Origin of the sequence: Kitasatospora sp. NPDC091335 (genome assembly GCF_044757205.1) — a bacterium.
In the GTDB taxonomy this organism is placed as follows: domain Bacteria; phylum Actinomycetota; class Actinomycetes; order Streptomycetales; family Streptomycetaceae; genus Kitasatospora.
In genome coordinates, this window is record NZ_JBIVUM010000003.1 from 84,467 (window position 1) to 104,786 (window position 20,320).

Genomic DNA, 20,320 nt, shown 5'->3' on the forward strand with positions numbered 1-20,320 from the left:
CGCGGTGTCGACGGCGCCTGGGCCGGTGGGCGCTGAGCCTGCGACCGCTGGGCCGGCGGCCGCGAACGGGCTCGGGGTGGCGGTGTGCTCGCTCACCGGTGGCACCTCCCTGGTCGGCCGGGCGTCGTGGTCGTGCGGGCGGCGCCGGTTGCTCCCGGCGCCGCGGCGGATGTCCTCGGTACCGAGTCTCTCAGGCGTCACCGGGTCTCTCAGGCATCGGTGCGCACCAGCCGAACGGCCGCCGCGCCGAGGGCGAGGACCGTCCAGCCGAGGAAGACGGCCAGTCCGGCCGTCGGCGAGAGCGTGGCCGAGTCGTGGTGCAGGGCGAACATCGCCTCGCCCGCGTGGCTGGGCAGGTAGGGGCTGAGGTGGCTCTGCCAGGAGCTGGGCAGCAGCGAAGTCAGCCCGGGGACCAGCATCAGCGTGGCCACCAGCACGGCGATGCCGCCGGCCACCGAGCGCAGCAGCGCGCCGAGCGCGACGCCGATCACGCCGACCAGCGCCAGGTAGAGCCCGGCGCCCGCGAGGCCCCGCACCACCCCGGCGTCGGAGAGGGTCATCGCCGCTCGCGTCCCGGAGAGGACCCCGCTGTCGGCGGTGAAGACCGCGAACGCCCCGACGGTGCCCAGCACCAGCGCGATCAGCCCGTACACGGCGGCCTTGGACCAGAGCACCGGCAGTCGGCGCGGCACGGCCGCCAGGGTGGAGCGGATCATGCCGGTCGAGTACTCCCCGGCGGCGACCAGCACGCCGAGGACGCCGAGCGCCAGCTGGGCGAAGTTGGTGCCGAACAGCGACAGGCTCAGCGTGCTCGCGCCCGCGAAGTCCCGGTCCATCGGGCGGCCCGAGGTCATCCGCGACCTGAACTGGTACGCGGCGATCAGCCCGAAGCCGACCAGGAAGAGCAGGGCCAGCCCGAGCGTGATCCAGGTGGAGCGCAGCGACCACAGCTTCGCCCACTCGGAGCGCAGCACCCGCAGCGCCGTCACCTTGTACGCGGGACGCGCCGGCCTCGGGTCGGCGGACGCGGACGCCCGGCTCGATGCGATGGTGGTCATGCCACGCTCCTCGGGCTCTCGGTACCGACGGCGGTGGCGGCAGCTTCGGCGGTGGTGGTGCCGTGGTACTCGACGGCATCGCGGGTCAGGTCCATGAACGCCTCCTCCAGGGAGACCGTCCGGGGGGTGAGCTCGAAGAGGGCGATGCCCTGCCCGGCGGCCGCCAGACCGATCTCGCGGGCGGTGCGCCCGGCGACCAGCAGTTCCTCCGAGCCCGCCCGGCCGGTGACCTCCACACCCGGGCCGGCCAGCGCGGTGCGCAGCCGGGCCGGATCGGCGCTGACCACCTTGACCACGTCCCCGCCGGCCTGGCGGACCAGCTCCTGCACGGTGGTGTCGGCCAGCAGCCGGCCCCGTCCGACGATGATCAGGTGGTCGGCGACCAGGGCCATCTCGCTCATCAGGTGCGAGGACACGAAGACGGTGCGGCCCTCGGCGGCGAGCGAGGTGAGCAGGTTGCGGATCCACAGCACGCCCTCGGGGTCGAGGCCGTTGACCGGCTCGTCCAGCATCACCGTGGCGGGATCGCCGAGCAGCGCCGAGGCGATGCCGAGCCGCTGGCCCATGCCGAGCGAGAACGCCCCGGCACGCTTGCGGGCCACCGACGACAGTCCGGTCAGCTCGACGACCTCGTCGACCCGGCGGCGCGGGATGCCGTGGGTGTGGGCCTGGACCATCAGGTGGTTGAACGCGGAGCGGCCCGGGTGGATCGACTTGGCCTCCAGCAGGGCGCCGACCTCCTGCAGCGGCGCCTCGTGCTCGGCGTAGCGGCGGCCGTTCACCCGCACCGAACCGCCGGTGGGCGCGTCCAGCCCGACGATCATCCGCATCGTGGTGGACTTGCCCGCGCCGTTCGGCCCGAGGAAGCCCGTCACCGTCCCCGGCCGGACCGTGAAGTCCAGCCGGTCCACGGCGGTCTTCTCTCCGTACCGCTTCGTCAGCTGGTGTGCTTCGATCATCGCTCACCTCGGTGCTCCGGAGCCGGTCCGTCCCGGCCGCCCTCGCCTTACACGCTAAGTGCGGAGGCGACTCCGATCCGTGGTACCGGGGGCTGATCATCGACGCGCCCGTAGTACCGCGGTACCACCCCGGCATGGCACGGCGGCAGGTCCGACGGTCGGGCAGCGCCGGACCTGTCGCCTCCTGCGCCCGGTGGTGATGGCCCAGGCCTCGCGCAGGGCACCGGGGAGGCCGCGCCCCGCTCTGGGCGGTCAGCCGTTCGCCGCCAGGACGGCCTGGACCTCCGCCAGCAGGGTCCGGTGCTCCTCGCCGTACGTCGCCACCGCCGCGTGGACCGCGTCGGCGGCGGCCCGCAGCGGGTCCGGTCCGGCCGCGCCGAGCAGGGCGGGCAGAGCCATGTGCGGCTGCGAGAACCGCTGGAAGGGGTCCGGCGGGCCGCCCAGGTAGGTGAGGGTGCCGAACGCCGAGGTCCCGCCGTCCGTTGGCACGGGGAGTACCGACACCGCGTCCGGTTCGAGGGCCTCGTCGCCGAAGGCCACCGCGTCGAAGACCACCACACCGTGGACCACCGGACCCGGCTTGGGCATCGGCTGCGGGGCCCGGGGGTCCACGTGCGGCGGCCGGAAGGGCTCGCGCTCCGGTGGGACGGCCCGGCGGACGGTCCGGCCGGGGACGCGCGGGTCGGTGGCCAGGGTCCGCCAGAGCCGCGCCGGGTCGTCGAAGGGCGGCGGCAGCGGCCGGCCCTCGTCCAGGGCGGTCAGCCCGGCGGCGACCCAGTCGAGGCCGTCCAGGCCGGCCGCTGTGCAGGCGCGCCGGGCGGCGAACCGCGCCACCGCACGCTGGGCCCGCGGGCCGGCGTCGTCCAGGGCGTGCAGCAGGAGGGCGTCGAAGTCCAGCAGGCCCCGCACGTGGCCGGCCACCCGTCGCAGGGCCTCGCTCGGCCGCCGTCCGCCCCACTCCCACAGCTCGGCGGCCTCCCGGTTCTCCCGCTCCAGCCGCTCCTGGGCGAGGCGGGCGCGGAGCTCCTCCGCCGCCTGCTCCTCGGGAGTGGGGGGCGGCGGCAGTTTCCGGACCTCGTCGTGCCAGTACCCGGCGGTCTCCGAGGTCTGCCGCAGGACGCGGGCCGGCTCGGGCGGGGCGGGCCAGAACTGGAGCAGGTAGTGCTCCGCGTGCGGCTCGTCGGGCATCCGGGTGTCGTGCCCGCGCCCCTCGTCGATGCCCCGGGCGCAGTAGCGCACCCGGTGGTCGGTCTCGGCGAGGTCCAGGTCCCAGGCGCCGCCGCCGCCCCACTCCGTCAGGAAGGTCCGTTCGCCGGACGGACGGAAGGAGACCTCGACCACGTCCTCCCAGTCCGGGCCGGGCGGCGGGGCCTGCTCGTGCACCTCGACGGTGAAGCCGACGCTGCCGGTGTGCAACCCCGTGGTCAGCCAGAGGGCCCCGGGAACGGCCGCGCCGCAGAGTCCCACGCACTGGCCCGCGAACGCCTTCGCCCAGTCGGGTCCCGGGTCGTCGGGATCGCTCTCCACGTAGATCTGCCCGTAGTGGACCCAGACCTCGCCGTCGACCGGCCTGCGCACCTTCACGTCGCCCTCCCCCGCGCCCGCCGCCTCCCTCCCCGGAGGCGGCACGGCCCGATCGTAGGCAGTGCCACCGACAGTGGCGGGGCCGCGCCCCGGGAGGCGGGGGGTGCGGCGCCCGCCGATACTGGGCCTGTCCTCGGGCTCCCGTCGTTCGCCCGGAGGGCGGCGACCTCCTGGAGGAACCATGGAGTACGGTCTCGGCGTGCGGCTCGACCGGCCGTTCGGGCAGGCGGTGGAGGCGGTCACGGCCGCGCTCAAGGAGCAGGGCTTCGGCGTCCTGACCACGATCGACGTCCGGGCGACGCTGCGCGAGAAGATCGGCGCCGAGGTCGAGGACTACCTGATCCTCGGCGCCTGCAACCCCGCCCTCGCCCACCGGGCGCTCCGGGCGGACCGCCGGATCGGGCTGCTGCTGCCGTGCAACGTGGTGGTCAGGGCGGACGGCGACGGCACGGTGGTGGAGGCCGTCGACCCGCAGACGATGGTCACCCTGGCCGGGCCGGGGAACGGGCTGGGCGAGGTCGCGGACGAGGCGGCGCGGCGGCTGACCGCCGCCCTGGACGCACTGCGCGGATGAGGAGCAGACCATGACCGCACCCGTCGTCGCCGGCTTCGACGGCTCGCCCGAGAGCCTCGCCGCCACCGAGTGGGCCGCCCACGAGGCCCGGCGCCGTGGCTGCCCGCTCGACCTGCTCGAAGCCTGGCCCTGGCCGCACCGGGACGTGGTCGGCAGCGAGGAGACGTACCGGCACGCCCTGGACCGGCTGGAGCTCCGGGCACAGGAGCTGCGCCCGCTGGCCGGAGCGGGGCCGGTCACCTCGGCCATCGTGTCGACCGACCCGGCCGAGGCGCTGGAGGCCGCCGGGAGCTCGGCCTCGCTGATCGTGCTCGGCTCGCGCGGCCTGGGGGCGGTGCGCGGCTTCCTGGTCGGGTCGGTCAGCCAGGAGGTACTGCGCCGGGCGGGCTGCCCGGTGGTGCTGGTCAGGGCCGAGCCGGTCGAGTCCGACGGCCCGGTGCTGGTGGGCCTCGACCTGGCCCATCCGATGGACGACGTGCTGGCCTACGCCTTCGACGCGGCCGCCCGGCGCGGGGCACCGCTGCGGGTGGTGCACGTCTGGTCGCCGCCGGTCGCCAGCGAGTACATGGCGCTCCAGGCCATCGGCGGGTTGGAGGGCGAGCTGTCCGCCGTCGAGCGGAAGCGTTTCGCGGAACTGCTGGACCCCTGGCGCGAGCGCCGTCCCGAGGTGACGGTGACCGCCGATCTGATCCGCGGCAGCGCGTCCGTCGCCCTGGTGGACGCGGCGGCCGGGGCCCGGCTGCTGGTGGTCGGCCGCCGCATCCGCCGCACCCTGATCGGCGCCCACCTCGGCCCGGTCGCGCACGCCACGATCCACCACGTGCACTGCCCGGTCGCCCTCGTCCCGCACGGCTGACCGGAGCGGCCCGGCGCCGGTGAGCGCTCGGGGCCGGCGCCCGGCGTCGCGATCATCGACTTCCCCCGTTCGGCCCCCGGGGCGGGTGGTGCGGGGCGTACGGTCCGGTGAGGACCGTGACGGGCGTGACAGCCGGCCCCGTCCGTCCACCACCCGGATCACCCAGGTACCCACGGAGGCAGTCACAGTGAAGCGCATCGGCATCATCGGCGTGGGCGAGATCGGCCGGGCCATCGTGACGGGCCTGCGACACGGGGGCGACACCGGGTCCGAGGTGTACCTCTCCCCCCGGGGTGCCCGGACCGCCGCCGAGCTGGCCGAACGCCACGAGGACGTCCGGGTGTGCGGCGACAACCAGGAGGTGGTGGACCGCTCCGACCTGGTGATCCTCGCCCTGCGCCGGCGGGACTGGCGCGAGGCCGTGGCCGGTCTCCGGGTGCCCGCGGACCGGATCGTGGTCAACGTGATCCCCGGCGTGGGCACCGAGGAGCTGCGCCGCGCGCTCGGCACCGACGCGCCGATCACCCACGCCATCCCGCTGCCCCCCATCCGTGAGCGCGGCTCCGTCACGGTGGTGTACCCCTCGCACCCGGACGCGGACGCCTTCTTCGAGCGGCTGGGCGGGGCGCTTCCGGTCGCGGACGAGGCCGCGCTCAACATCATGTCCGCCCTGACCTCGACGCTGACCAGCCACTACGCGTTCCTGAGCACGCTCACCGCGTGGGCCGCCGGCCACGGCATCCCCGCCGAGGACGCCGACCGCTTCGTCCGCGGCGTCTTCCAGGGCGTCGGCCGTTCCCTGGGCGACGAGAGCAGCTCGCTGGAGCGCCTCGCCGCCGACCACGAGACCCCGGGCGGGAGCAACGAGCGCATCCGCACCACCTGGTTCGACCAGGCCAACAGCGCGGCGCTGCGCGGGGCCCTCGACGGACTCCTCGCCGACCTCGGAACCGGCCCCGAAAGCGACACCGGAACCGGGCCCGGGACCGACCGCCGCTGACCCTGAACACCGGAGCCGTCGACCGCCACCGGCGGCGCCGGCTCCGAGATCGGCCTGGTGGAGCCGTATCACGTCCGGCTGACGACCGTTAGCATGACGGGTATGACGCCGATGGTTGGCGTCGGTTCGCACAGATTCCACCGCGGTGTCAAGGAGTTGACGATGAGTCGCGCTTTCCCTCTGTCCCGGACGACCGGTCCCGTATCCGAGGAGGAGCGACGCACCATCCTCGCCGCGCCGGGGTTCGGCAAGTTCTTCACCGACCACATGGCCTCGGCCACCTGGACGCCCGCCGAGGGCTGGCACGACCGCGGGGTCGGCCCGCTGACGCCGTACTCGATGCACCCGAGCGCCGCCGTGCTGCACTACGCCCAGGAGATCTTCGAGGGGCTGAAGGCGTACCGCCACGCCGACGGCGGCGTCTGGCTGTTCCGCCCGGAGTTCAACGCCCGCCGTTTCGCCCGCTCCGCCGAGCGGCTCGCCCTGCCGGTGCTGTCGGAGGAGGACTTCCTCACCAGCGTCGAGGAGCTGGTCCGCGCGGACGAGGCGTGGGTGCCCGATTCCGGTGACGAGAAGAGCCTCTACCTGCGGCCGTTCATGTTCGCCTCGGAGGCCTTCCTCGGCGTCCGGCCCGCCGAGCAGGTCGCCTACTCGGTCATCGCCAGCCCGGCCGGCCCGTACTTCGCCGGCGGGGTCACCGGCATCACGCTGTGGGTCAGCAGCAACTACACCCGCGCCGGGCGGGGCGGCACCGGCGCCGCCAAGTGCGGCGGCAACTACGCCTCCAGCCTGGCCGCCCAGCTGGAGTCCAGGAAGCACGGCTGCGACCAGGTGCTGTTCCTGGACGACACCGGCGGCGAGGGCGACCTGGAGGAGTCCGGCACGATGAACCTGTGCCTGGTCACCTCGGCCGGCGAACTGGTCACCCCCGCCCTCGGCAACATTCTCGACGGGGTGACCAGGGACTCGATCCTGGCCCTGGCCGGGGAGTTCGGGCTGACCTCGGTGGAGCGCCCGGTCACCCTCGCCGAGCTGCGGGCCGGCGCCGCCGACGGCACGGTCACCGAGGTCTTCGCCGCCGGGACGGCCGCGGTGGTCACCCCGATCGTCGGGTTCAAGGGCGAGGGCTACGAGTTCACCATCGGCAACGGCACGCCCGGCAAGCAGACCCTCGCGATCCGCGAGCACATGCTGGACATCCAGTACGGGCGCGCCGAGGACGTCCACGGCTGGATGCGCCGGGTGGTCTGACCGCCCCGGGGGCGGCCCTGCCGGGCCGCCCCACCCCGGTCAGGGCTCGATGCCCCGTCGCGCGAGATCGGCCGCGATGCCGTCCAGGACACCGGCGAGACCCGAGGCGAACAGGGCGTCGAGGTCCCAGGGATCGGCGCCCGCGCGCATCGCGCGGGCGAGCCGGGGGTAGGCCCCGGGTTCGTACAGCGGGTCCTGGACACGGTCCGCCGCCCTCGCCTCCCGCGGCCCGGCCGCCTCCGACTGCCGGGCCGCCTCCGCGTCGCTGACGAGGGTCACCGCCACGCCTTGCACGTACGAGGCGAACATGAACATGTAGCGGAAGGCGTCGGCCGGTTCGAGGTCGAGGCCGTCGAACGAGGCGAAGGCGCTCTCGCTGTCCGCCGCGAGCGCCGGGCTGAAGTACGCGCGGGTCGTCACCATGACCCTCGGCAGGATCCACGGGTGACGGTGGTACAGCTCCCAGTCCCGGTGCGCGGCCCGTTCGAGGCCGTGCCGCCAGTTCCGCGCCGGTGAGCCGGGCAGCGGCACGTCGGCCATCGCCGCCTCCACCATCAGGGTCACCAGGTCGTCCTTGGAGGCCACGTGCCGGTACAGGGACATCGTGCCGGTGCCGAGTTCCGTGGCGACCCTGCGCATCGACAGCGCGTCCAGCCCCGCCGCGTCCGCGACGACGATCCCGGCCCGCACGATGCGCTCGACGGTGAGGTGCGGCGCGCCGTCGTCGCTCCCCCGCACCTCGACCGGGCCCTCCACCCTGCGCGCCCGGTAGGCCCTCGCCTGGCACGCGCGGGAGCAGTAGAGCCTGGGCCGCCCCCGGTCCGCGGGCTCCAGCGTCTTTCCGCAGGACGCGCATGACACGCATGACGCGCCGGTCGGCTGCACGGACATCGGTGAACTCCTTTTCGTCACACTCCAGGCGTGTGTCGAAATCCTAGCCCGTCGACGCGAGCGCGTGCGCGATTCAGGGTGAATTCGCAGGTCAAAAATGCCGTTGTGCCATTCGAGCACATGCGCCTAACCTACCCGTGTCGTTGCGTACAAAGTACGCATCGAGGGTGGTCACATCCGCCCGGACCAACACGGCTCAGGAGAGGGCATGGCTGGAGAAGAGACACGGGCCGGATCCAGGGAGTGGGTCGGCCTCGCCGTCCTGGTGCTGCCCTGCGTCCTGGCGTCCATGGACATGGCCGTCATGTTCATCACGCTTCCGTCCCTGGCGGCCGACCTCGGCCCGAGCAGTTCCGAGCAGCTGTGGATCATGGACGCCTACGGCTTCCTCCTCGCCGGCCTGCTCATCACGATGGGCACGCTCGGTGACCGCTTCGGGCGCCGGCGGGTGCTGCTCACAGGTGCCGCGGCCTTCGGCGTCGCGTCGGTCCTGGCGGCCTGCGCGAGCAGCCCGGGAACACTCGTCGCGGCCCGCGTGCTCCTGGGCATCGCCGGCGCCACGCTGGCACCGTCCACCCTCTCCCTGATCCGGAGCATGTTCCACGACACCGCGCAGCGGGCCACCGCGGTCGGCATCTGGACGACGGGCTTCGCGGGCGGCGCCGTGCTCGGCCCGATCATCGGCGGCCTGCTCCTGGAGCACTTCTGGTGGGGATCGGTCTTCCTGGTCAACGTGCCGGTGATGGTCCTGCTGCTGATCCTCGGCCCGCTGCTGCTCGCCGAGGACCGCGACCCCGCGCCCGGCCGTTTCGACCTGCTCGGCGCCGCCATGTCCCTGGTGGCCGTGCTCGGCGTCATCTACGGCGTCAAGGCCACCGCGGAGCACGGCTTCGGGCCGATCCCCCTGACGTGCTGCGCCGTCGGACTCGCCGTGGGAGCGGCGTTCCTGCGCCGCCAGCACAGGTCCGCGAACCCGATGCTCGACATGGCGCTGTTCCGCACCCGCCGGTTCACCGTCCCCCTGCTCATCGACGCGCTGGCGACGTTCGGGCTGGTCGGCTTCAGCCTGTTCAACTGGCAGTTCATGCAACTCGTCCTGGGCATGGGTCCGCTGGAGTCGGCGCTGTGGTCCCTGCCGACCTTCCTGGTGATGCCCGTGGGCATCGCCCTGGCCACCGCGCTCGCCCCGCGCGTCGGCAAGCACAACGCGGTCGCCGGCGGGCTGCTGGTGGCCACCGCCGGCTACGTCGTGCTGACCCTGCTCCGGGCCGACTCGGGAATCGTCCACCTCGTCGGCGGCATGACCGTCGTCTCGATCGGCATCGGCGCCGTCGCCGCGGTCGTCACCGAGGTGATCCTGTCCGCCGCACCACCGGAGCGGGCCGGAGCGGCCTCCGCCACGGCCGAGACCTCCGCCGAGTTCGGCGGGGCGCTGGGCATCGCGCTCCTGGGCAGCATCGGCACCGCCGTCTACCGTTCCGACCTGGCGGACAAGGCTCCCGACGTCCTCACCTCCGAGCAGCTGGAGGCGGCGAGGAGCACCCTCGGCGGCGCCGTCGAGACCGCCGCCACCCTCCCGGGCGGCACGGCCGACTCCCTGCGGCAGGTGGCCTTCGACGCCTTCGCCCGGGAGGCCCGGATCGCGGCGGTGGTCAGCGCCGTCCTGATGGCGGGCGCGGCGGTCCTGATCGCCACCCTGCTCCGCGGCGCGGGCACCCGGCCCGAGCCCGGGGCCCCCCGATCCGCGGCGGAGCGGGACGGCGGGACCCCTGCGGGCGACCGGCGTTCCCGGGCCGCCTCGTCCTGAGCGACACGCTCAGGCCGGGGTCGGCCCCGGGCCGACGTGCCCGGACGGCAGGTCGGCCCCCTCGGGGACGACGACCTCGCGCTTGAGGATCTTCCCGGTCGGCCCCTTGGGCAGCGCGTCGGCCGTCCAGACCAGCCGCGGGTACTTGTACGGGGCCACCCGCTCCCGGACGAAGTCGCGGATCTCCTCGGGGGTGGCCGTCGCGCCCGCGCGCAGCACCACGGCGGCGGCCACCTCCTGGCCCCGGGTGGGGTGGGGGACACCGATCACCGTGGCCTCGGCCACGGCCGGGTGCTCGTACAGCACGTCCTCCACCTCCCTCGGGTAGACGTTGAAGCCGCCCCGGATGATGACGTCCTTGCGGCGGTCCACGATGCGGAAGTCGCCGCGCTCGTCGCGGGTGCCGAGGTCTCCGGTGTGCAGCCAGCCGTCCCGGACGGTCTGCTCGGTGGTGTCCGGCCGGCGCCAGTAGCCCTTCATCACGTTGTGGCCCTTGATCACCACCTCGCCGACGGTGCCGTCCGGCACCTCCTTGCCGGACTCGTCGACGATCCGCATCCGCACCCCCTCGATCGGGATGCCGATGGTGCCGGCGACCCGCTCCCGGTCGCTGCGGTTGATGCAGGCCAGTGGCGAGGACTCGGACAGCCCGTAGCCCTCCAGCACGACGCAGCCGAAGTTCGCCTCGAAGCCGCGCAGCACCTCCGGCGGCGTCGGCGCGCCGCCGCACAGGCCCACCCGGAGCGAGGAGACGTCGTACTCGACGCGCCGCGGGTGGTCGAGCATCAGGGTGTACATGGTCGGGACGCCGAGGAAGACGCTCACCCCGTCGCGCTGGATCACCGCGAGCGCGGCGAGCGGGTCGAAGCGCGGCACCAGGGTCAGGCAGGCCCCGACGGAGACCGCGCAGTTGAGGCCGATCACCTGGCCGAAGGAGTGGAACAACGGCAGTCCGCCGAAGATCACGTCCCGCTCGGCCAGGCCCAGCACCCGCGCGCCGGCCCGGACGTTGGACACGATGTTGCGGTGGGTCAGCTCGGCGCCCTTGGGCGCCCCGGTGGTGCCGGAGGTGTAGAGGATGACCGCGGTGTCCGCTCCCCCGCGTCCCGCGGTGCGCGGCGGGCGGGCCGGCCGGCCGGCGAGCGCCGCGGCGAGGGCGGCCGGCTCGACGGCGACCAGCCGGGTCCCGGTGCGCCGCGCGCCCTCGACCGCCTGCTCGGCGCCCGCGTGCCAGGCGAGCAGCACGGCGGCCTCGGCGTCGGCGAGGCAGTGCTCGATCTCGCGGGCCTTCAGCAGCGGGTTCATCGGCACGACCACGGCCCCGGCCCGCAGGATGCCGTAGTACAGCACCGCGAAGTCCGGCACGTTGGGCAGCAGCAGGGCCACCCGGTCGCCGGGCGCGACGCCGAGGGAGGCCAGCCAGTGCGCGGCCCGGGCGCTGCGGGCGTCCAGGGCGGCGAAGGTCAGCACCTCCTCGTCGAGCCGGAGGGCGGGGCGCTCCGGGCACCGCGCGGCCGTCGCGGTGAGCAGGTCGGGGACACCGTACGGCAGGTCGGTGCTGCTGCCGGGCGGGGCGGGGACGACGGACATGCGGGCGCTCCTCGGTCTGGTCCCTGAACGGTCGAGTCCCTATGCGGTCGGGCGGACGCCGCCGTACGGAGCGGTGTCCGCCCCTGCTCCGGCGGCCGTGGCCTCGCCCGCGGCCGTGGCTGTGGCCGTGGCTGTGGCCGTGGCTGTGCCTGTGGCCGTGGCTGTGCCTGTGGCCGTGGCGAGCAGCCAGGGGGCGATCCGCGCCACCAGCCCACGGTTGTGCCGGATCCAGCGGAAGTGGTCCAGCGGGCGGCCGTCCGCCTGCTCGGCGGTGTAGCTCCAGCGTTCCACTCGCGCCGAGGACAGCTTGGCGCACAGGTGCTCGACGGCGCGCGGCGGCGCGAGCTCGTCGCCCTGCACGTCCACCGCCAGCACCGGCAGGTCCACCTCGGCCAGCGCCCGTTCGTAGTCGGTGACCGCGCCGCGCACCCGGTAGCGGCCGGTGCGCATCTGCCGCGCCCAGTCCCGCATCAGCCGGGGCGCCTCGCGGCCGCCGAAGCCGAACCGCTCGCCCGGCCAGTGGCCGACCGCCGCCGAGGCCACCACCGAGAACTGGCTCAGCGCCAGCCGCCGCAGGCCCGCCCGCACCCCGAACGTCCGGTACCAGGCCGACCCGCTGGCCACCAGCACCACCCCGGCGACCCGGGGCCGGAACACCCCGCAGTGCACCAGGCCCAGCTGCCCGCCGAGGCTGTGCCCGAGCAGCAGGCGCGGCGCGCCGGGGAAGGCCCCGGCCACCGCGTCGAGCACCGCCCCGAAGTCGTGCTCGACCAGCTCGCGGAAGCCGAAGGAGACCCCGCGCCCGGGTACCGGCCCGCTCTCGCCGTGGCCGCGCAGGTCACAGGTGGCCACGCTGAGGCCGGCCGCGTGCAGCGCGCGGACCAGCGGGGTGTAGTGCCGGGCGGCCGTCCCCATCGCCGGCAGGACGACCACCACCGGGGCGGCCGGCTCGGGCCTGGCCAGCGCCCGTACGGTGATCCCGGCACCGTCCGGCGCGGCGATCTCGGCGATCACCGGGAACCGCGCGGTCCTCACCGCTCCTCCGCCGGTCCGGCCCCGGCGCCCGGCCGCCAGCCGATCACCCCGGCGCCCCAGGTGATGCCCGCGCCGAACGCGGCGAGCCCGAGCAGCTTCGGGCCGTCCAGCAGGCCCTCCTCGCGGGCGTGGGTCAGGCCCAGCGGGATCGAGGCCGCGGAGGTGTTGGCGACCCGGTGGACGTTCAGGTACAGCCGCTCCGGCGGCAGCCCCACCTCCTTGCCGACCGCCCGGACGATCCGGGCGTTGGCCTGGTGGGCGACGAACAGGTCGAGGTCCTCGCAGGTCAGGCCGCGCCGGGCGAGCACCTCGCGGGTGGCGTCGGACATCTTCTCCACCGCGTGGTCGAACACCTCCCGGCCGTCCATCCGCAGCTTGCGGTCGTCCCGGTCCGCGTAGAGCAGCGGGATCTGCTCGCCGTCGCTGCCGAGCGAGAAGCACGGCTCCGGCGCGCCGGGCACGTCGGCGACCACCGCGGCGCCGGCGCCGTCGGCCAGCAGCACGGCGGTGCCGCGGTCCTCGTGGTCGGTGATCCTGGTCAGCGCGTCGGCGCCGCAGACCAGGACCGCACCGGCCCGGCCGGTCTCGATCAGCGCGGCGGCGTGGTCCAGCCCGTAGACGAAGCCGGCGCAGGCCGCGTGCAGGTCGAAGGCGGCGGCCTGCGGCATGCCGAGCCTGGCGGCGACCTCCACCGACACCCCGGGCGTGACCCGGTCCGGTGTGATGGTGGCGACCAGCACGTGCCGGATGCTCGCGGCGGAGCGCCCCGAAGCCCGCAGCGCCTGCTCGGCGGCGGCCACCACGAGGTCGGCGAGCCGGCCCTCCGGTGGCAGGAAGCGGCGCTCCTGGATGCCGGTCCGCTTGACGATCCACTCCGGGGAGGCGCCGATCCGCTCGAAGTACTCGTTGGGGACGACGCGTTCGGGCAGGGCCGCGCCCACGCCGACGATGGCCGCCGTCATGCCGGGCCCCCTTCGGCGAAGGCCGGGCCGGTGCCCATCCGGACGGCGTGCATCCCGCCGTCGGCGTGCAGGATCTCCCCGCTGACGGTCACCGCCAGGTCGGAGAGCAGGAACAGCACGGGACCGACCACCACCGCGGGGTCGGTGCGGTCCCAGCCGAGCGGGGCCTCGGCCTGCCAGCGGTCGGCGATCCGGTCGAAGGTGCTGATCGCCTGACCGGCGACGGTCTCCACCGGGCCGGCCGCCACCAGGTTGACCCGGATGCCGGACGGGCCGAGGTACATCGCCAGGTACCGGCAGACCGCTCCGAGGGCCGCCTTGCTGACGCCCATCCAGTCGTAGCCGGCCCAGGCGCCGGTGGCGTCGAAGTCCAGTCCGACGACGCTGCCGCGCCGCCCGCCCGCGCTCAGCAGCGGGGCCAGCGCGGTGGCCAGCGAGTGCAGCGAGACGGCGGCGGTGTGCAGGGCGGTTCCGGCGGCCTCCGGCGGGGTGGTGAGGAAGTGGCCGCTCAGCGCGGTCTGCGGGGCGGCGGCGACCGCGTGCAGCACGCCGTCGACCCCGCCCCAGCGCTGTTCCAGTTCCTCGACCAGCCGGGCGAAGTCCTCGGGCCTGGTGACGTCCAGCTCCAGCACCTCGGCCGGCCCGGGCAGCACGCTCGCCGCCTTCTCGGTGATCCGCCGGGCCCGGCCGAAGCCGGTCAGCAGCACCTCGGCGCCCGCCTCCTGGAGCGCCCTGGCGGTGTGCCAGGCGATGGAGTCCTCGTTGAGCACCCCGGTGATCAGATAGCGGCGTCCGTGGAAGCCGAGCATCACTCCTGGCCTTTCGTCGTACCGGGACTCGTACCGGAGTTCGTGTCGGAACTCGTACCCGAGCTCATACCGGCACCGGCGGCCGCCGCCAGCACCAGGGCCGCGTTGTGCCCGCCGAACCCGAAGGAGGTGGAGAGCCCGACCCGGCGGCCGCCGGGCAGGGTGGCGGGGGCGAGCGGGGTGGCGCCGCGGATCAGGTTCAGCCGACCGAGCTTCTCGTCCGGCTCGCGCAGCCCGACGGTGGGCGGCGCGGTGGCGTGGCGCAGCGCCTGCACCGTGGCGATGGCCTCCACCGCGCCGGCCGCACCGAAGAGGTGGCCGGTGCAGGACTTGGTGGAGGACAGCGGGACCTCCTCCAGGACCGGTCCGAGGGCCAGCCGCAGCGCCTCGCACTCCGACCGGTCGTTGAGGACGGTGCCGGTGCCGTGCGCGTTGAGGTAGCCGAGCTGCCCCGGGGTGACGCCGGCCGCTTCGAGCGCCAGGGTGACGGCCCGGGCGGCGGGTTCGCCGCTCGGGTGGGGGGCGGTGAGGTGGTGGGCGTCGCAGGTGGCGCCGTAGCCGAGCACCTCGCCGAGCACGGTGGCGCCCCTGGCGGCGGCGCCGGCCTCCGTCTCCAGGACCAGGATCCCGGCGCCCTCGCCGATCAGCAGGCCGTCGCGGTCGCGGTCGAAGGGCACCGACCGGCCGCTCTCGGAGAGCGCCCCCGCCGTCCTGAAGGCCGCCCGCACCAGTGCGGAGGTGGAGGCCTCGGCGCCGCCGACCACCACCGCGTCGGCCGCGCCGGCCGCGAGCAGCAGCAGCGCGGTGCCGATCGCCTGGGTCGCGCTGCTGCACGCCGAGGCCAGGCAGAGCGCCTCGCCCCGGAAGCCGTACTGCTGGGCGATCTGCGAGGCCGCGGCGTTGGCCATCATCGCGGGCACCATGAGCGGGGAGACGAACTCCCCGCCCTGCTCCCGCAGCACCTCGGCCTGGCTCTCGAAGCTCGCCGTCCCGCCGAGCGCGCAGCCCACCACGCAGGCGATCCGCTCGGCGGGGTAGGGCGCCTGGCCGTCCGTCCACCCCGCCTGGGCCAGGGCCTCGGCGGCGGCCACCAGCGCGAGCTGGGTGAAGCGGTCGGTGCGGCGGACCTGCTGGCGCGACAGGTGGTCGGCCGGCCGGAAGTCCCGGCACAGCCCGAGCCCGTCGGCGAGCCCGCTCTCGCCGGCCACCGCCCGCCGGTGCAGCGCCTCGGCGCCCACGCCCAGCGGGGTCACCGCGCCCAGGCCCGTGACGACGGCCCTGGGCCTCACTCCAGCCCGGCCTTGCGGCGGCACAGGGCGAGCACCTCGCCGACGGTGTAGAGCTGGTCGAAGTCCTTCGGCTTCACCGGGATGCCGAGCTGCTTGCGGATGGACTGGCTGAGTTCGACCATGTCGAGCGAGTCGATCTCCAGCTCGTCCAGGGCGGCGTCGTCGACGATGCCCTCGCGTTCGACGCCGAGGTCCACCAGGGCGTCGACGACGAAGTTCTCGATGGCGGTGCGGTCCAGTGTGTCGGGCATGACTCTCCTCCACCGCGCGGGGCGGCGCTGCGTCAGGGGCGGTGCGTCAGGTGCGGTGCGCAAGGTGCGGTGCGTCAGGGGCACTGCGGCACGGGCGGTCTGCGGGCGGCCTCGGGGCCGGCGGGCTCAGGCCGTGGTGCCGGCCTTGGCGGCGTGGTACGGCGCCCAGTGCCACTGCCGCCAGTAGCTCTCGGCGATGTCCAGCCACTGCTCCAGCCGGGCGGCGTCGTCCAGGAAGCGGTTGGCGCTGACCACCAGCCAGCTGTAGACCGCCTGGCTGTCGCGGCAGCCGCCGCAGTCGCCCGAGGTGCAGCAGAACTGGAGCGACTCGTAGTCGGCGCCCCAGACGTTGAAGCCGGGGATCACCGGGTTGCCGTTGGCGACGCGGTCCTCGTGCTCGGGGGCGTCGACGCTGAGGCTGGGGCAGACGTCGTAGCCGAACCGGCCGCCCCAGTGCGTCCGGCCGGTCACCAGGGTCCGGATGAAGTACGGGTGGCTCACCACCGTGTCCGGGTACAGCTCCTTGACCCGCAGCGCCTCGTCCAGCACCCGCTGCTCGTTGGCGATCTTCAGCGGGGTCTCGGTGCCGTGCTCGCTGTAGAAGTTGAAGGTGACGATGTTGCCGTTCTCGGCGATCTTCCGCACGGTGGGCTCGATGTGCTGGACCCCGGCCTCGGCGAGCGCGTAGATGAACAGCACCCGCTGGTCGTCCTTGTAGTGCGAGAGCGCGGTGTCGAACAGGCCGGTGAACTTGGAACCGTTGACCCGGATCGCGCGCAGGTCGTCGTCGAGCGTGCCGCCGCCGAAGATGCTGACCGCGATGGCGATCTTCTCGAAGCCCTGCTTGGGCATCGGGCGCAGGCCGTTGGTGGAGATGGTGATGTGCGGCAGCTGTTCGACGAAGGCCTCGACCCGGCGCGGGACGAGGGTGGGCTCGCCGCCGATCAGGGTCGCCTGGTTGACGCCGTCGTCGGCCAGCTTGCGGGCGAAGGCCCGGATCCGGTCAAGGTCCGACAGTTCCTTGACGGCCGTGTCGAAGCCGCCCTCGAAGTACCAGCAGCCCTTGCAGCGGATGTTGCAGGTGTTGGTGAGGTGCACCTCGCAGGAGCGGACCTCGCGCCCCAGCCGGCGCAGCCGGTGCAGGCGTTCGGCCAGGTCGGGCCGGTCCGCGATGAGTTCGGCGGTGCGGGCCTTGGCCTCGCGCCGGCTCAGCGGGCGCTGTTCTATGCTGACGGGTGTTGCCATGGCGGTGGGCTCCTCGGGAGTCGCGGGATCGGCGTGCTGCTGCTCCCGCTACTCCGGGAGGCGCAGGCCCAGGTTCTTGACGCGCGGCGTGACCTTCTCGCGCCACAGATCGCAGGCCTCTCCGTTGGTGGTCTGGCGCAGCCCGAAGCGGACGGCCAGCTTGGCGCGTTCGGAGCGCGGGCTGCCGAAGATCCGGACGAAGGTCGGCCACAGCCGGTCCAGGGCCTCCTGGAGCTGCTCGCGGCCGTCGTCGGTGGCGGCGAGGTTGCGGCAGACCCGGGCGCCGTGGGCGATGTGCACCTTCTCGTCGAGAATGATCGTGCGCACCGCGTCCGCCCAGGGCCGGTAACTGCTCTGCGCGAATTCGGAGATCATCACCATGGCGGTCTCCTCTCCGATGTAGGAGAAGATTCCGCGCTCGGCCCAGGTGGTGCAGTTGTGGAACTCCTGGGCGCGGAACAGGTTCCGCTCGGCCAGGGTCTGCGACTCCATGTAGGTGGTGTCCACGCCGATCTCGGCGAGGACCCGCTTTCCGATCTTGTAGTGGTCGTACTCCTCGGCGGCGCGCTCGGCGCACACCTGCCGCTCCTCGGCGTCGGGAGCCAGCGGCAGGAAGACCTGCACGTAGTCGTCCCCGCCGGAGAGTTCCCCCTCGGTGTTGACGACCATGCCGCGGATCGCGATCTCCCGGTACTCCTCCGGCATCGCCAGGAACTCGCCGGGAGTACGGACCACCACCGCCTCGTCGTCCAGGATGGAAATCCCCATGACGCAACACCCCGTTTCCGAAGCAGGAATCGATAGAAACGTGAACGACCGGGGGCCGCTCCGCCGCGGCCCTCCGTGACGACCACAGGAATGGGACGCCGCCCCCGGCGGCCTGCGGAGTCCGGCACTCCGCGAACTTCCTCGGAGCGTAGGGGCTGGTTTTTGCGAGGAACAAGGTCCCTGGCGAATCATGCCGCCCCGATTCGGCCATCGAACGCTTCCGGCCGCCCGGTGACGATCTTCCCGACATCCTCCGGACATGCGCAATTATCCTTCCCGTAACGGATCTTGACGGCTGACCAGGGGAATCGAAGCTGGCCGGATCCAGGCCTGGACCGCGCCCGGCGCACCGCCGGACCGACCGTTACGCTGAGGCCCATGACCACCGACTCGAACACGGCGGTCGCCACCGTCGACGTCCTGCTGGGCCCCGATCAGCTCAATGACCTGATCATCGGTCAGTTTCCCGACTACACCGCCTGCCGGGTCGTGGAGGCGGACGGCCGCACCCTGACCATGGCGGTGGACGGCGACCTCCTGCGCACCCGCCCGGGCGGCACCGTCTCGGGCCCGGAGCAGGCCGGCCTGTGCGACCTGGCCGCGTTCCTCCTGATCAACTCCCGGCTCGGGCCCACCCTGATGGCGCTGACCAGTTCCCTTCAGATCAGCTTCCTCAGCCGGCCGCGGCCGGGAACGCTGCGGGTGCACGCCAGGACGGCCAAGTTCGGGCGCCGGCTGTGCGTGGTGCTGGCCGAACTGCTGGACGCCGACGAGGCCTTGGTGGCCACCGCCACGCTGACCTACGCGATCCCGCCGGCCCGCACCGGGACGGCCTGACGGCGCCTCTCACACGTCACCCCGTCCTGGGTCGCCAATCGGCCAGGTTGGCGTGAAACATGACAGCGAGTCGGCCGGACGGTGGCCTTTCGGACAGTAAGCGATCTCGGCATTGATCTCCCCTCCACTCCCCCTCTACATTTCGGCGCAATATCACACGGAACTGCCATGACAGCGTGCCGAGGGGATTGACGGTGCAGGACACCACAGTTGAAGCACCGCACCGGGTCGAGAACAAGCTCCCCCGGGTGTTCTACCGGCTGGCGGCGGGCGATGCCCTGTCCACCTACGGGAGCCAGCTCAACATGGTCGCCCTGAGCCTGTTCGCGTACGAGGCCTCGGGAAACGCGCTCGGCACCGCCGGGTTCCTGGTCCTGCGGCTGACCGGCGGCTTCAGCGGCGGGCTGGTCGCCGGGCGCCTGGTGTCCCGGCTGGAGCGCCGGCGGCTGATGACGGCATGCTCCCTGGCCCAGGCGGTGGCGCTGGTCGTGGTGGCCCTCGCCCCCACCTCGGCGCGCATCCCGGTGCTCTACCCGCTCGCCCTGGTCCTCGGCGGCGCGGCCGCGGTGAACGCCGTCGCGCTGCGGACCAGCATCCCCGAGATGGTCGGCTCCGGACGCCGGGCCCACGCCAACAGCCTGATGGCGACCTGCCGTTCGACCGCGATGGTGATGGGCTTCGCCTCCGCCGGCGTGGTGGTGGCCTGGTCCGGGTTCCGCGCGGCGCTGCTCATCGACGCGACCAGCTTCGTGCTGTACGCGGCGCTGGTGATCCGGCTGCCGCTGCCCACCCGGGCCGCGCCCGCCGAGGTCGCGGAACCGGACGGATCCGCGGCCAAGCCGGAAGGGCCCGCGGCCGCGCCGAAGCGTTTCGGACAACGGTGGCAGGCCCTGGTCGTCCTGCGGGCCGCGCCCGTGGTGGGCGCCATGGCCGGAATCAGGCTGCTGGACGCCTTCGGCTCGGCCGCCCACAACATCAGCCTGCCGGTCTTCGCCAACGAGTCCTCCCCCGGCAACCCGGCCGCCCTGCTCGGCACCTTCTGGGCCACCTGGGCGATCGGCAACCTGAGCGCCCAGCAGCTGGTCACCCGGCTCATGCTGCGCCGGGGCATCGAGCCCGGCGAACGCGGCTTCGCGCTGGGCACCATCCTGATGTCCGCCTCCTTCATCCTGGTCTTCACCGACCTCCCGCTGCCGCTCTTCCTGCTGGTCGCGATCTGCGCCGGACTCGGCGACGGCTTCACCGAGATCTCGTACACCACCCGCATCCAGGCCCTGACCGACGACCGGCGCGGCCAGGCCTTCGGCATCCTCACCTCCGCCGAGAACGTCGGCATGGGCACCGGGATGCTGCTGAGCGGATCGCTGCTGGCGCTGCTCAGCCCGCTCACCGTGGTCGGCGTCTCGCACGCCGTCCCGATCGTGCTGGCGCTCGCCTTCCTGGTGCTGATCGCCCGGACCCGCCGCTCCCTGGGCTCCCCGGCGCCGAACGCCACCGCGTCCGACTGAACGGCCCGGCACCGGACGCCACCGCGTCCGGCCGCCCCCGTTCCGA

General features: G+C 73.8%; 19 protein-coding genes. 7 read left to right on the forward strand and 12 right to left on the reverse strand.

Going from position 1 to position 20,320, the window contains the following annotated elements:
* Nucleotides 1-209 precede the first annotated feature (209 nt).
* The 3 genes from ACIQOW_RS09085 to ACIQOW_RS09095 all read right to left on the reverse strand — a co-directional run bounded on the left by ACIQOW_RS09085 (nucleotide 210) and on the right by ACIQOW_RS09095 (nucleotide 3,646).
* Nucleotides 210-1,058, reverse strand: a complete 849-nt coding sequence (locus ACIQOW_RS09085) for an ABC transporter permease (RefSeq protein WP_401081589.1) — start codon at nucleotides 1,056-1,058, stop codon at nucleotides 210-212.
* The gene (locus tag ACIQOW_RS09090; protein WP_401081592.1) at nucleotides 1,055-2,017 is read right to left on the reverse strand and encodes an ATP-binding cassette domain-containing protein; all 963 of its coding nucleotides are present in this window, start codon (nucleotides 2,015-2,017) and stop codon (nucleotides 1,055-1,057) included. Before ACIQOW_RS09090 ends, ACIQOW_RS09085 begins: the two co-directional genes overlap by 4 nt.
* Nucleotides 2,018-2,269: 252 nt before the next feature.
* Nucleotides 2,270-3,646, reverse strand: a complete 1,377-nt coding sequence (locus tag ACIQOW_RS09095) for a hypothetical protein (protein ID WP_401081595.1) — start codon at nucleotides 3,644-3,646, stop codon at nucleotides 2,270-2,272.
* A 136-nt stretch (nucleotides 3,647-3,782) separates the two neighbouring features.
* Between ACIQOW_RS09095 and ACIQOW_RS09100 the strand changes: the two genes are divergently transcribed.
* The 4 genes from ACIQOW_RS09100 to ACIQOW_RS09115 all read left to right on the forward strand — a co-directional run bounded on the left by ACIQOW_RS09100 (nucleotide 3,783) and on the right by ACIQOW_RS09115 (nucleotide 7,282).
* On the forward strand, nucleotides 3,783-4,175 hold the full coding sequence (locus tag ACIQOW_RS09100) for a DUF302 domain-containing protein (RefSeq protein ID WP_401081598.1): 393 nt from the start codon (nucleotides 3,783-3,785) through the stop codon (nucleotides 4,173-4,175).
* A gap of 10 nt (nucleotides 4,176-4,185) precedes the next feature.
* On the forward strand, nucleotides 4,186-5,031 hold the full coding sequence (locus tag ACIQOW_RS09105; RefSeq protein WP_401081600.1) for a universal stress protein: 846 nt from the start codon (nucleotides 4,186-4,188) through the stop codon (nucleotides 5,029-5,031).
* Between the two features lie 187 nt (nucleotides 5,032-5,218).
* Nucleotides 5,219-6,031 carry an NAD(P)-binding domain-containing protein gene (locus tag ACIQOW_RS09110; RefSeq protein ID WP_401081603.1) on the forward strand — a complete coding sequence of 271 codons (813 nt, stop codon included), beginning with the start codon at nucleotides 5,219-5,221 and terminating at the stop codon, nucleotides 6,029-6,031.
* A 162-nt stretch (nucleotides 6,032-6,193) separates the two neighbouring features.
* Nucleotides 6,194-7,282, forward strand: coding sequence for a branched-chain amino acid aminotransferase (locus tag ACIQOW_RS09115; RefSeq protein ID WP_401081606.1), 1,089 nt, complete (start codon nucleotides 6,194-6,196; stop codon nucleotides 7,280-7,282).
* A gap of 39 nt (nucleotides 7,283-7,321) precedes the next feature.
* Here the strand turns inward: ACIQOW_RS09115 and ACIQOW_RS09120 are convergent, their stop codons facing one another.
* Nucleotides 7,322-8,173: a TetR/AcrR family transcriptional regulator C-terminal domain-containing protein gene (locus ACIQOW_RS09120; RefSeq protein WP_401081609.1), complete on the reverse strand. Its 852-nt coding sequence runs from the start codon at nucleotides 8,171-8,173 to the stop codon at nucleotides 7,322-7,324.
* Between the two features lie 208 nt (nucleotides 8,174-8,381).
* Here ACIQOW_RS09120 and ACIQOW_RS09125 point away from each other — a divergent pair, with 208 nt between their 5' ends.
* Nucleotides 8,382-9,980 carry an MFS transporter gene (locus ACIQOW_RS09125; protein ID WP_401081612.1) on the forward strand — a complete coding sequence of 533 codons (1,599 nt, stop codon included), beginning with the start codon at nucleotides 8,382-8,384 and terminating at the stop codon, nucleotides 9,978-9,980.
* A 9-nt stretch (nucleotides 9,981-9,989) separates the two neighbouring features.
* Here ACIQOW_RS09125 and ACIQOW_RS09130 read toward each other — a convergent pair whose 3' ends face one another.
* The 8 genes from ACIQOW_RS09130 to ACIQOW_RS09165 all read right to left on the reverse strand — a co-directional run bounded on the left by ACIQOW_RS09130 (nucleotide 9,990) and on the right by ACIQOW_RS09165 (nucleotide 17,929).
* Nucleotides 9,990-11,570: a long-chain fatty acid--CoA ligase gene (locus ACIQOW_RS09130; RefSeq protein WP_401081615.1), complete on the reverse strand. Its 1,581-nt coding sequence runs from the start codon at nucleotides 11,568-11,570 to the stop codon at nucleotides 9,990-9,992.
* A gap of 39 nt (nucleotides 11,571-11,609) precedes the next feature.
* On the reverse strand, nucleotides 11,610-12,605 hold the full coding sequence (locus tag ACIQOW_RS09135) for an alpha/beta fold hydrolase (protein ID WP_401081618.1): 996 nt from the start codon (nucleotides 12,603-12,605) through the stop codon (nucleotides 11,610-11,612).
* On the reverse strand, nucleotides 12,602-13,567 hold the full coding sequence (locus tag ACIQOW_RS09140; protein ID WP_401081621.1) for a beta-ketoacyl-ACP synthase 3: 966 nt from the start codon (nucleotides 13,565-13,567) through the stop codon (nucleotides 12,602-12,604). The genes ACIQOW_RS09135 and ACIQOW_RS09140 overlap by 4 nt, the downstream gene beginning before the upstream one ends.
* Nucleotides 13,564-14,376, reverse strand: coding sequence for an enoyl-ACP reductase FabI (gene fabI, locus ACIQOW_RS09145; RefSeq protein WP_401081624.1), 813 nt, complete (start codon nucleotides 14,374-14,376; stop codon nucleotides 13,564-13,566). The genes ACIQOW_RS09140 and fabI overlap by 4 nt, the downstream gene beginning before the upstream one ends.
* Nucleotides 14,376-15,665, reverse strand: a complete 1,290-nt coding sequence (locus ACIQOW_RS09150; protein ID WP_401081627.1) for a beta-ketoacyl-[acyl-carrier-protein] synthase family protein — start codon at nucleotides 15,663-15,665, stop codon at nucleotides 14,376-14,378. Before ACIQOW_RS09150 ends, fabI begins: the two co-directional genes overlap by 1 nt.
* Complete coding sequence (locus tag ACIQOW_RS09155) at nucleotides 15,662-15,916, reverse strand: acyl carrier protein (RefSeq protein ID WP_188301678.1); 255 nt, start codon at nucleotides 15,914-15,916, stop codon at nucleotides 15,662-15,664. The genes ACIQOW_RS09150 and ACIQOW_RS09155 overlap by 4 nt, the downstream gene beginning before the upstream one ends.
* Before the next feature lie 126 nt (nucleotides 15,917-16,042).
* On the reverse strand, nucleotides 16,043-17,161 hold the full coding sequence (locus ACIQOW_RS09160) for a radical SAM protein (RefSeq protein WP_401081631.1): 1,119 nt from the start codon (nucleotides 17,159-17,161) through the stop codon (nucleotides 16,043-16,045).
* Nucleotides 17,162-17,209: 48 nt separating this feature from the next.
* Nucleotides 17,210-17,929, reverse strand: coding sequence for a Phenylacetic acid catabolic protein (locus ACIQOW_RS09165; protein WP_401081634.1), 720 nt, complete (start codon nucleotides 17,927-17,929; stop codon nucleotides 17,210-17,212).
* A 378-nt stretch (nucleotides 17,930-18,307) separates the two neighbouring features.
* Between ACIQOW_RS09165 and ACIQOW_RS09170 the strand changes: the two genes are divergently transcribed.
* The gene (locus ACIQOW_RS09170) at nucleotides 18,308-18,766 is read left to right on the forward strand and encodes a PaaI family thioesterase (protein ID WP_401081637.1); all 459 of its coding nucleotides are present in this window, start codon (nucleotides 18,308-18,310) and stop codon (nucleotides 18,764-18,766) included.
* A gap of 176 nt (nucleotides 18,767-18,942) precedes the next feature.
* Nucleotides 18,943-20,274, forward strand: coding sequence for an MFS transporter (locus ACIQOW_RS09175; RefSeq protein WP_401081640.1), 1,332 nt, complete (start codon nucleotides 18,943-18,945; stop codon nucleotides 20,272-20,274).
* The last annotated feature ends 46 nt before the right edge of the window (nucleotides 20,275-20,320 follow it).

Bases quoted from the DNA above. Each gene is read 5' to 3' on its own strand.
- ACIQOW_RS09085 (WP_401081589.1), bottom strand. From the start codon at position 1,058: ATGACCACCATCGCATCGAGCCGGGCGTCCGCGTCCGCCGACCCGAGG.
- ACIQOW_RS09090 (WP_401081592.1), bottom strand. From the start codon at position 2,017: ATGATCGAAGCACACCAGCTGACGAAGCGGTACGGAGAGAAGACCGCC.
- ACIQOW_RS09100 (WP_401081598.1), top strand. From the start codon at position 3,783: ATGGAGTACGGTCTCGGCGTGCGGCTCGACCGGCCGTTCGGGCAGGCG.
- ACIQOW_RS09105 (WP_401081600.1), top strand. From the start codon at position 4,186: ATGACCGCACCCGTCGTCGCCGGCTTCGACGGCTCGCCCGAGAGCCTC.
- ACIQOW_RS09115 (WP_401081606.1), top strand. From the start codon at position 6,194: ATGAGTCGCGCTTTCCCTCTGTCCCGGACGACCGGTCCCGTATCCGAG.
- ACIQOW_RS09120 (WP_401081609.1), bottom strand. From the start codon at position 8,173: ATGTCCGTGCAGCCGACCGGCGCGTCATGCGTGTCATGCGCGTCCTGC.
- ACIQOW_RS09125 (WP_401081612.1), top strand. From the start codon at position 8,382: ATGGCTGGAGAAGAGACACGGGCCGGATCCAGGGAGTGGGTCGGCCTC.
- ACIQOW_RS09130 (WP_401081615.1), bottom strand. From the start codon at position 11,570: ATGTCCGTCGTCCCCGCCCCGCCCGGCAGCAGCACCGACCTGCCGTAC.
- ACIQOW_RS09140 (WP_401081621.1), bottom strand. From the start codon at position 13,567: ATGACGGCGGCCATCGTCGGCGTGGGCGCGGCCCTGCCCGAACGCGTC.
- fabI (WP_401081624.1), bottom strand. From the start codon at position 14,376: ATGCTCGGCTTCCACGGACGCCGCTATCTGATCACCGGGGTGCTCAAC.
- ACIQOW_RS09155 (WP_188301678.1), bottom strand. From the start codon at position 15,916: ATGCCCGACACACTGGACCGCACCGCCATCGAGAACTTCGTCGTCGAC.
- ACIQOW_RS09160 (WP_401081631.1), bottom strand. From the start codon at position 17,161: ATGGCAACACCCGTCAGCATAGAACAGCGCCCGCTGAGCCGGCGCGAG.
- ACIQOW_RS09165 (WP_401081634.1), bottom strand. From the start codon at position 17,929: ATGGGGATTTCCATCCTGGACGACGAGGCGGTGGTGGTCCGTACTCCC.
- ACIQOW_RS09170 (WP_401081637.1), top strand. From the start codon at position 18,308: ATGACCACCGACTCGAACACGGCGGTCGCCACCGTCGACGTCCTGCTG.